We start from the raw sequence: 10,621 nt of genomic DNA, 5'->3' as shown, positions 1-10,621 counted from the left end.
AGCATTTTTTAATGTTTGATCTTGTCTTGCAAAGAACTTATCTAAATTCGCCAATGCTTCCTGCCCATCATTTATTACACTCTCTACAACAGGTAAATCTTTTTGCGCTACTTTCACAACATCTTCTGCTCGAGTTGCATCATCTAATGCCTTATCCATGAGTGTATTCATTTCTGGGAACTGCGCTTCTAACTTAAATACAAGATCTTTTACTTTTTCGATACTTGGTAAATTTGTTTCTAAATCGATTCCAAGGTCATTGAAAATTTTAAAAATCTCACCGTTTGCTGTTTTTACAAAGTTTTTACTAATTTCTTCTGTAATACCTGATGCACCTTTTGCTGTAATCTTCGGTGCAATCGCGTTTACTTTTTCATTCACATAGTAATCCAGCTCTGGTTTTTTAGGATTTTCATCCAGAACAGTTGCAATTTTTTCAGAGAAGTCTTTTGGAATCGTAATACTTGCATAATAATCCCCACGCTCAACTCCGTAAATCGCTTGTTTTTCATCTACAAATTTCCAGCCAAGATTTTTGTTTTTCTTAAGGGAGTCTACAATCTCTTTCCCGATATTAATATCTTTCCCTCTTAAATTAGAACCTGCATCTTGGTTAGAAACTGCAATGGGAACCTCTTTTGTATTTCCATATGGATCCCAAGAAGCTTTAATGTTAAACCATGCATATAACGATGGTAAAATCATTAATCCTAAAACAATAACAATTGCAGCCCAATGTTTGGCTACATTCCGTAAATCTGTCTTATAAATACGCCAAATTTGTTTCATAGAAGTTATCACCTAATTATATATTTTTCCTTCTTTAGAAAATGATACATGCATTTTGCAATTATATCACTTTCTACATCGTGTATTAACCAAAAACGTACTATTTTTTCCCATTAACTTTCACTTACTTTATTATATAACGAAGTGAGTCAAAGTATGAATACAAAATGACCAAATCGGTTTTACATTCAATAATAACAAATATATATGAAATGTCATAAAAAATACAAGTATTTTCTCTTGGAAATACTTGTATTCCTAAAAAAAAACCTCACAGCTTTTATTCTCTGTGAGGATTTCTTCTATTATATATCCAATTGAACCTCTACACCGAAATGATCTGAAATTACATTTCTGTTTGTACCATTAAAAATAACTTTTGAAGAATGAACTTTTTTACTTTGGTTACACAATATTAGATCGATTCGCAAATTATGTTTATTTTCATCCCAACCAGCAATCTCGCCTTGGACAGTCGTTCCTTCATCCTTCTCTATTGCTAATTCATATGTGTCATACAACCCTTTTTGCATCATATACTCATAACCTTCGCCTTCCAAGCGAGCATTGTTATTAAAATCCCCCATTAAGAAGGCGAGCTTATTGCTATCTACACGCTCCATCAAACGATCGACTTGACCTTTGAATGACTCTTCTTCATCATTCCACCAACCGAGATGGCAAGAATAAAACGTTATATCCTTACCATTATAAGCAATTGTTGTACTTACAATTTTACGCGTTTTCCAATACGTTGTATCCTCGTTTTCTGAAATAAAGAACGTATCTTCTTTTATAATATTATGCTTCGTTATAATCGCTAATCCTTCTTCGTACACGTCATAACCAATATGAGAGAAATCCCAAGTAATATTGTAATCTTTTACATGTAGCGCTTTTAACTCTTCTAATAGTAAAAGTCCAAAATTATCTTTTTTCTTGTTACCGCATACATTTTCAGCTTGTATGGACTGACTTACTTCTTGCAATGCGATGACATCGTACTCTTCTTCTTGAATTACTTTAGCAAGGTATTGTATCTTTTCTATTTGATTCTCTTCTTGCCAAGAATGACAGTTTAAAGTTAGCAATTTCATATTATTACGCACCTAACATATCTTGAATGTCTGACTTTAATACGTCAGCTTTCGGACCATATACCGCTTGTACACCTTTATCTTTTACAATAAGCCCTAAAGCACCATTTTGTTTCCACTGTGCTTCTGGTGCAACAACATCTAAGTCTTTTACTGTTACACGTAAGCGTGTCATACAAGCATCTACGTCAGCAATATTTTCTTTTCCACCTAATAAATCGATAACTTTTGTTGCTAATGAACCGTCTTGTACATTTCCTGTTCCTTCTGATGCCTCATCTTCATTATCAATATAGTTACCTGCACGCCCTGGTGTTGGTAAATTGAATTTTTTAATTAAGAAATTAAATAGTGTAAAGTTAAGACCGAAGAACACTAATGAAACAATAACAAAGTTGATTAAGTCTCTTGTTAAACCTGCGTTAACCATCATTGGTGTACGAGTAATTAACTCAATAAATCCAAATGCATGAACACGTAAGTTAATTAAATCAGCTAGCGCGAATGCAAGTCCTGTTGTAATAGCATATACAACATATAATACTGGAGCAATAAACATGAACATGAATTCAATTGGTTCTGTTACACCTGTTAAGAATACTGCTAATGCTGCTGATAAAAACATTGGTTTATATTTTGCACGCTTTTCTTTATCAACGTTACGGAACATCGCAAATGCAATCCCCATTAACGCTGCTGTTGAGCCGATAACTTGTCCAGCTTTGAAACGAGCTGGTACAACATTATTTAATAAATCGTTATATGCCTTCGTATCTCCATTTGCTAATAAATTATTTAAATCTGTAATCCATGCAAGCCATAATGGATCTTGTCCTGCTACAACTTGTCCAACTTTTGAACCAGTTAGCATCGTATATGTTCCGCCTAGCTCTGTATAGTTCATCGGGATCGTTAACATATGGTGTAAACCAAATGGTAATAATAAACGCTCTAACGTTCCATATACAAACGGTGCAACAACTGGTGCACTATCTTTTGAAGCTGCAATCCAGCGACCAAATTCATTTAACCCACTTTGGATGAATGGCCATAGAAGTGATAATACAATCGCAGTAACTGTAGACCAAAGAATTACAACGAATGGTACAAATCGTTTTCCATTAAAGAATGCTAATGCCTGTGGCAGTTTATTATAGTTATAATATTTGTTATATAGATTAGCTCCTAAGAAACCTGTGATAATCCCCACGAAAACTCCCATGTTTAATGCTGGTGCACCAAGTACAGAAGTAAAGTAATCTTTTACAAGTAAATCTCCTGCTATTACTGAAGAAACTGTCGCTTTTGAATCCGCTAACATTTGAGCGTTTACGCCAAATATAGCTCCTGTAATTCGGTTTGTTAAGACGAATGCTAATAGTGCTGCAAATGCACCACCTGCACGATCCTTCGCCCAAGATCCCCCAATTGCTACTGCGAATAAAATGTGTAGATTTGTAATGATTGCCCAACCGATGTCTTCCATTACGCGAGCGATTGTGTGAACTGCGTTAATATCCCCAGCAGACATACCAATTAACTTACCGATGGAAATCATTAAACCAGCTGCTGGCATTACGGCTACAACAACTAATAACGCTTTCCCGAACTTTTGCCAAAAATCAAAAGACGTAATTTTCATCTGTTCTTCCTCCCCTTTATTTATAACAACATAATGATTTAAATTATAATTTCTGTTCCCTTTATGAAAACGATTCCTTATGTTACTTTATTTTTATCTTTACGCAACCGTTTTCATAAATCTATTTTAATAAAAGCGTTTTCACTTTGCAATAGAAATTTATTTTTTTTAATAAAAAAAGATGCTCAAAGAGCATCCTTTTTTATTATGAAATGCGATAAACCCTTGTTTCATAAGGTTTTAAAGCAATTGTTGTTACTTCTTCATGTTCCGCAACTTCATAGTTATTTAAAAGCAAACGTTTGCGTTCTAGTGCAAATGAACCCTCATTATACACAGCTTCCTCTTTTGAGATATTACTAATTACAATGACTTTTTCATCCTGTAATGTACGTGTATATGCATAAATTTGTGGGTCGTCTTCTAAAAGTAAATCGTACGTACCATAGTTCAGTACATCGTGCTCTTTTTTCAGGGCAATCATTTTCTTATAGAAATTGAAAATAGACTTTTCTTCATTTTTTTGCTTTTCAACATTAATTTCTTTGTAATTTGGATTCATGCTAAACCAAGGTGTACTTGTTGTGAAACCAGCATTTACCTCATCATTCCATTGCATAGGTGTACGTGAATTATCGCGGCAAGAAGCCCATATAATCTCCATCATATCTTGATGTGGTACGCCCTCTGCAATTTTCTCGCGATATAAATTTTTAATTGCTACATCATCGTAATCTTCAATATTTGGTAACTGAACATTTGTCATACCAATTTCTTGTCCTTGATAAATAAACGGTGTACCATGCATAAAGAAATACATCGCTCCTAGAGCTGTTGCACTTTCACGCCAATATTGTTTATCATCTCCCCATGTTGAAACGATACGTGGCTTATCGTGATTCTCAATATATAAAGCGTTCCATCCTTTATTTTCTAATCCTTTTTGCCATTTCGTTAATACTTTTTTCAATCCTACAACATCAAGGTCTTTCTTCTTCTCTGCATCCCATAAACTTAAATGTTCAAACTGGAATACCATATTGAACTTACCTTGCTCTTCTCCAACCCAAAGCTCAGCATCTTCAATCTTAACGCCATTTGCTTCACCAACAGTCATAATATCGTACTTAGAGAATGTACTTTCTTTTAGCTCTTCTAATAAAGGTTGAATACCTTTCACATTCATATGTTTATCAAAAGATGGCACATATTTTAACTCTTTTGGATTTGGCATATCCTTGAGGCCTTCTTCTTTTTTAATATGACTGATCGCATCAACGCGGAAACCATCAATACCTTTATCAAGCCACCAATTAACCGTATCATATAGTACTTCGCGAACTTCTTTATTCTCCCAGTTCAAATCTGGTTGTTTACGTGAGAATAAATGTAAATAATATTGTTCTGTTTCTTCATCATATTCCCATGCCGAACCATTAAAAATACTTTCCCAGTTGTTTGGCTCCGCACCATCTTTACCATCATGCCAAATATACCAATCACGCTTCGGATTATCTTTAGATGAACGTGATTCAATAAACCATGGATGTTCATCACTCGTATGATTAATAACTAAATCAATAATAAGCTTCATATCACGCTTATGAACTTCATCTAGTAAAGCATCAAAGTCTGCCATTGTACCAAACTCATCCATAATATCTTGATAATCACTAATATCATAACCATTATCATCATTAGGTGACTTATACATTGGACAAATCCAAATTACATCTATACCTAAATCTTTTAAATAATCCAGTTTTGCAATAATACCTTGTAAATCTCCAATACCATCACCATTTGAATCCATAAAGCTTCGTGGATAAATTTGATAAGCAACCGCTTCTTTCCACCATGTCTTATTCATAGTCCTTCTCTCCTTTTGCATCCCATCGGAAATTTTATGCAAACGTTTTCGTAACACTATCATAACAAAATATGAACAGTTTGCAACTGTTTTCATTGAACTCTATGTAGATTCTTTATTCTTATGCTTTATTTATTTCTCACAAAGGTAAATCTCATTCTTCACCTCTCCTTGTCCACGCGTATTACAGATATTTTTCATATATTAATAAAAAGCTCTGATTATTTTAGAAAGGAGTAATAAATTGAAGCAAACAAAATTAACAGGTCGTATCGTTGTTCCCACAGATCCTGACTACGACGTAGCCCGAATGAATTTAAATTTAAGTATTCCAAAACTCCCTTGTATTATTGTTTTTTGTCAAAATAACAAGGATGTCTGTAACGCCTTAAAATGGGCACGTGAACGTCATATACCATTTCGGTTAAGAAGCGGACGTCATAGCTATGAAAATTTTTCTCTTTTAAATAGAGGACTTATTATTGATGTGAGTGAAATGCATCGCATTACTGTTAATACAGATAAATTAACAGCAACAATTGAGGCTGGTGCAAATCTTGGCACTGTTTATAAAGAGCTTTGGAATTACGGTGTTACAATTCCTGCTGGTACAAGTGCAAGCGTCGGAATTGTTGGATTAGCACTTGGCGGTGGTATTGGTATGCTTTCGCGCTTATTTGGATTAACATGTGATCAACTAATGGAAGTGGAAATGGTACAAGCGTGTGGAAAATTTGGTGCAAAACTCATTCGTGCAAATGAACAAGAAAACTCTAACCTTTTTTGGGCATGCCGTGGTGGCGGTGGTGGAAACTTCGGAATTGTCACTTCCTTAACTTTTCGAGTCCACCCGATAAAAAATGTATCAATTTTCTCAATTACATGGGAATGGGAAGACTTTATTGCTGCATTTCAAGCGTGGCAAAACTGGGCACCTTATATAGATGAACGTCTCACTTCATCGATCGAATTATTCGCCAAGCAACAAAATAAAATCGAAGCACAAGGCGAGTTTGTCGGTTCTCCCTCTGAACTCCATTCCCTATTATCCCCTCTTCTTGAAACTGGTAGCCCCTCTCTCTTTATAGAAGAAGTTCCTTATATAAAGGCTGTTGAATTTTTTAATGGCGGTAACATCCCTGAAAATTTCAAGCGCTCTGGTTCCTATGTCTATAAACCTATTCCCCTTAAAGGCATTCAACTCATGCAATACTTTCTTTCTCATGCCCCAAATAAAGATGCTAGTATTTGGCATCAATCGCTCATAGGTGCTGTTGAAAATATTCAGCCGAATGAAACGGCTTATTTTCATCGTAAAGCAATTATTGCTCAAGAATACATTACCTCTTGGAAATACGATGATGAAGAAAATCGAAATATACGCTGGGTTAAAGATTTACGAGAAAGCTTAGATCCTTATACACTAGGTGACTATGTGAACTGGCCCGATATCGACATTAAAAATTGGCAAACTAGTTATTATGGCTCTAACTTTCACAGATTGCGTAAGGTGAAAACCATGTATGATCCTTGTGATGTTTTTCATTTCCAACAAAGTATTCCTCCTTTTCATATGTGAAACAAGGGGATAACATAAAAAAATCATCCAATATGCCGTTACCTCACAGTATGTTGGATGATTCAAGTTGATTTTCTATATCGTTTCAAATTCTTGCTCCTACTCATAAACTTTTACTTACAGATTAATTGTATTTCGTATCATTTTCATGCAATGAATGTAATTTAATATTTGGTACTTTATCTTTTTCAATACCTCTATTATAAGAAACAGGAACTTGAAATTCGAATTGCTTTGTCTCATGTTTTTGTAAATAGACTGGTTTCGGTACTGGATAACCTTTTGAATTCTCATTTGCATTATCATATAAAACAACTTTTAATGCTTGTGAATGATTACGATAATTTTTTAAAATAACAATGCACTTTGATTCGATACCCTCTCCATTTTTCTCCATTCTACACTGGCTATCTTCTTTTTTATATTCTATTGCTTCTACCCCTGTTTTTCCTGCGTAGTACCATGTTTTATTTAATGTCTGGAGGATGTTATTTAAAATAAACGGCATCATTAAAATCAAAATACTAATGCCTACTACTTTTATCTTATTCATTTTTCTAAATGTACTAGACTCCTTTTTTCCTAGCCATTTTAAAAATAATATAAATGCAATTACATGTAGTGTGAAAGAAACAATCAATATATTTGAGACTTTATAATCCATATAAACATACGTATGTATCGGAACCTTATAGACATTGAATAATTTTTCCCCAATTAATTCATTATCATTTGGAATTTTTAATAATAACAAAACCCCTATACTGTAACAAATAGCTACTAATCGATCATACTCAATACGAATCATTCTTTCTCCCCTTCACTTTGTTTTTTATTATCGATTTTAGCTATTATTACCATACTATACAATCTTTTTATAGAGGATAACGTAAAAAAGTTCCTTATAAATATATAAAGAACCTTATTAATATACATTATGAATTAAAAAATCAATATACAATTTTCACATAGAGATTTCTTCAAAATATGTTGGATCATGTATTGTAATTTTTTTATCTAAAATTGTAACAATGCTATCATTTTTTAATTGTTTTAATACGCTGCTAACTGTCTCTCGAGATGTTCCAGATATTTTGGATATTTCAATTGTTGTAAGTGGACATGAAATTACAATCTTTTCCCCACTCTGTTCTCCTAAATCCTGCATTAAATAATTTAACGTTTGGATAACACGATCTTGTGCATTAGGAATTGTAATATTTTGCACTCGATTTTCGTTCAATTTTAATATAGATGATAATTGCTGAACAACGTACATCAATTGCGGTCTGCTTGATTTTACCATATCTTCAAAAATTACCGTTGGAATATAATATACCTCCACATCTGTCATCGCTTCTGCTGTATAGTTATATCCTCTGTCTGTAAACATACCACCATAAGGAAAAATAGAATACCGCTTTACATAGTCATCGTATAATAAGTTCCCATTTTGATTAACCCGCTCTAACTTTACAAAACCATCTAACATGAAGTAGATTCTTTCCCTTGAATCTCCTTCTAAAAATAAAAATTGACCTTTTTTATAAGTTCGCCAATAAACAAACTCTGTTAAGCCTTTCAATTTTTTTTCTGTTAAATGAGCAAATAATTCGAACTGCTTTAAGTCCTTAACTACGTTCCGTCTATTCATAAAATTCCCTCTCTCTTGCTGTATGTTGGAGCGAAAAATCAAGAAAGCGTATTCAATTTGAATTTTATCATAATTAACTTATATATTCAGATTTCATCATGAAAACTTTATGAACAATGAGTACAAAAAATATTAATAAATAAAAAGAATGAAGTTATTAACCTCATTCTTTTTTTACTACTAAGTAGCGTACATAATAATTTAAACATACATGCATACATTCTGTTTTGAAATAATAGTACCAGCTTTTTCTTCTAGTGCTTCATATACTTTTTCTAAAGACGTAATAATTGTTTTTCTTTTTGGATTTGTATTAACAAAATTAATCGCAGCTTCAATTTTTGGAAGCATGCTTCCCGCGGCAAATTGTTGTTCTTCCATATATTCTTCTAGTTGATTCACTGTGACATGCTCTAATTTTTTTTGATTCGGTTGATTATAATTTACATACACATGATCAACTGCAGTTAAAATAACGAGCGTATCGGCATCTACTAATTCTGCTAATTTCTGCGCAGCGAAATCTTTATCGATAACCGCTTCAGTTCCTTTTAACCCTTCTTCGGAATCAATTACTGGAATTCCCCCTCCGCCAACAGCTATCACTATGTTTCCATCTTCGACCAAAGAATTAATAACTTTATGTTCATGAATACTTACAGGCTTCGGTGATGGAACAACACGTCTCCATCCTCTACCAGCATCTTCTTTAAACACTGCTTTTGTTTCATCCATTAATCTTCTGGCCTCTTCTTCTGTATAAAAAGGACCAATTGGTTTAGTTGGATTTTTAAATGCCTCATCTTTTTTATCCACAACAACGCGTGTTATAACCGTTGCTACATCTTTTTGTATATTCCGTTTTTTCAATGCCTTTTCAATCGCATTTTCCATCCAATATCCAATCATCCCTTGGCTCATTGCCCCACAAGTATCTAATGGCATTGCAGGTGTCTTTTCCGTTTCTGCAGCTTTTTGCTGTAATAAAATATTCCCCACTTGTGGGCCATTTCCATGCGCAATTACTATATCCACATCATTTTCCATTATTTTCACAAGTTGTTCTGCCGTTTTTTCCAACGCTTCTTGCTGCGCTCCCGCAGTAGCTTCTCCAGACTGTATCGCATTTCCTCCTAGTGCCACTACAATTTTTCTTCGTGCCATATTCCAGCCCTCCAGTTGATTTCGCTTTCACAGCGCTTTATAAAGTAATACTGCCTGTAATTAATCCATAAATCGCAAAGAATGCTAAAGCACCAATTGCTACGGATGATGCTAATTCCACTCGAGTAAATATTTGCTTCGAACTCTTTTGCTTTTGAACATTGTAAAAAATAAAAATACCTGGCGCATATAAAGTCATTGTTAATAATAAATACTCTAAACCAGCTGCATAAACTAACCACACGCCATAAATACTTGCTATCAAACCAATTATTATATTTTTATTTCGATCTACTTCTTCAGATTTTAAGCTATGCTTCAGTTGATAAAATGCTGAAAAAGCATATGGGATTAAAATAGCTGAAGATGCTAAAGAGAATGCAAAGTTATACGCCTGATCAGAAACGACGAATGTTAACAAGAATATTTGAATTAAACCATTTGTTATCCATAATGAATTTACTGGAGCCTTATTTTTATTTTCTTTTGCGAACCATCTTGGAAATACTCCATCTTTAGCCGCTAAATATGGAATTTCAGAAGCGAGCAAAGTCCAACCTAACCAAGCACCTAATACAGAGATAACCAAACCTAAATTTATAAAGATAGCACCCCATTTTCCAACAACACTTTCAAATAAATAAGCCATAGCTGGATTTTTCAAACCAGCAATATCTGCTTGCTGCATAAGTCCAAGAGACAATAATGTGATTAAAATGTAAATGATAAGTGTACCAATTAAGCCAATAACCGTTGCTTTCCCTACATCACTTCTATTTTTTGCTCGACTGGATAAAACAACAGCCCCTTCTACCCCAATAAATAC

Annotated in this window: 9 protein-coding genes; 1 reads left to right on the top strand and 8 read right to left on the bottom strand. The window is 33.8% G+C overall.

Annotated features, from left to right (window positions below):
* The 4 genes from MR170_RS28335 to MR170_RS28320 all read right to left on the bottom strand — a co-directional run.
* Positions 1-789: YhgE/Pip domain-containing protein (locus MR170_RS28335; RefSeq protein ID WP_242310277.1), on the bottom strand; the 789-nt coding region annotated here is incomplete at its 3' end.
* A 305-nt stretch (positions 790-1,094) separates the two neighbouring features.
* The gene (locus MR170_RS28330; protein ID WP_069354894.1) at positions 1,095-1,886 is read right to left on the bottom strand and encodes an endonuclease/exonuclease/phosphatase family protein; all 792 of its coding nucleotides are present in this window, start codon (positions 1,884-1,886) and stop codon (positions 1,095-1,097) included.
* 4 nt (positions 1,887-1,890) lie between these two features.
* Positions 1,891-3,528 carry a PTS transporter subunit IIBC gene (locus MR170_RS28325; RefSeq protein WP_016117098.1) on the bottom strand — a complete coding sequence of 546 codons (1,638 nt, stop codon included), beginning with the start codon at positions 3,526-3,528 and terminating at the stop codon, positions 1,891-1,893.
* A gap of 205 nt (positions 3,529-3,733) precedes the next feature.
* Positions 3,734-5,398 (bottom strand): glycoside hydrolase family 13 protein, encoded by a 1,665-nt coding sequence (locus MR170_RS28320; RefSeq protein ID WP_050842479.1) that lies wholly within the window; start codon positions 5,396-5,398, stop codon positions 3,734-3,736.
* 244 nt (positions 5,399-5,642) lie between these two features.
* Here MR170_RS28320 and MR170_RS28315 point away from each other — a divergent pair, with 244 nt between their 5' ends.
* On the top strand, positions 5,643-6,977 hold the full coding sequence (locus MR170_RS28315; RefSeq protein WP_242310275.1) for an FAD-binding oxidoreductase: 1,335 nt from the start codon (positions 5,643-5,645) through the stop codon (positions 6,975-6,977).
* Between the two features lie 124 nt (positions 6,978-7,101).
* Here MR170_RS28315 and MR170_RS28310 read toward each other — a convergent pair whose 3' ends face one another.
* The 4 genes from MR170_RS28310 to MR170_RS28295 form a co-directional block, all read right to left on the bottom strand.
* On the bottom strand, positions 7,102-7,785 hold the full coding sequence (locus MR170_RS28310; protein ID WP_242310273.1) for an ABC transporter permease: 684 nt from the start codon (positions 7,783-7,785) through the stop codon (positions 7,102-7,104).
* A gap of 156 nt (positions 7,786-7,941) precedes the next feature.
* On the bottom strand, positions 7,942-8,631 hold the full coding sequence (locus MR170_RS28305) for a Crp/Fnr family transcriptional regulator (RefSeq protein WP_242310271.1): 690 nt from the start codon (positions 8,629-8,631) through the stop codon (positions 7,942-7,944).
* 201 nt (positions 8,632-8,832) lie between these two features.
* Complete coding sequence (gene arcC / locus MR170_RS28300) at positions 8,833-9,795, bottom strand: carbamate kinase (RefSeq protein ID WP_029441499.1); 963 nt, start codon at positions 9,793-9,795, stop codon at positions 8,833-8,835.
* 37 nt (positions 9,796-9,832) lie between these two features.
* Positions 9,833-10,621, bottom strand: a 789-nt coding sequence (locus MR170_RS28295) for an amino acid permease (RefSeq protein WP_242310269.1), incomplete at its 5' end; no start/stop codon positions are given.

The organism is Bacillus cereus group sp. BfR-BA-01524, from assembly GCF_022662595.1.
Lineage (GTDB): Bacteria > Bacillota > Bacilli > Bacillales > Bacillaceae_G > Bacillus_A > Bacillus_A thuringiensis_S.
Note: the sequence above shows the minus strand (reverse complement) of the source record. Positions and strands in the feature narration are given on the sequence as shown.

Excerpts from the sequence above, each read along its gene's own strand:
- MR170_RS28320 (WP_050842479.1), bottom strand. The coding sequence starts at position 5,398 with ATGAATAAGACATGGTGGAAAGAAGCGGTTGCTTATCAAATTTATCCA.
- MR170_RS28310 (WP_242310273.1), bottom strand. The coding sequence starts at position 7,785 with ATGATTCGTATTGAGTATGATCGATTAGTAGCTATTTGTTACAGTATA.
- arcC (WP_029441499.1), bottom strand. The coding sequence starts at position 9,795 with ATGGCACGAAGAAAAATTGTAGTGGCACTAGGAGGAAATGCGATACAG.
- MR170_RS28325 (WP_016117098.1), bottom strand. The coding sequence starts at position 3,528 with ATGAAAATTACGTCTTTTGATTTTTGGCAAAAGTTCGGGAAAGCGTTA.
- MR170_RS28330 (WP_069354894.1), bottom strand. The coding sequence starts at position 1,886 with ATGAAATTGCTAACTTTAAACTGTCATTCTTGGCAAGAAGAGAATCAA.
- MR170_RS28305 (WP_242310271.1), bottom strand. The coding sequence starts at position 8,631 with ATGAATAGACGGAACGTAGTTAAGGACTTAAAGCAGTTCGAATTATTT.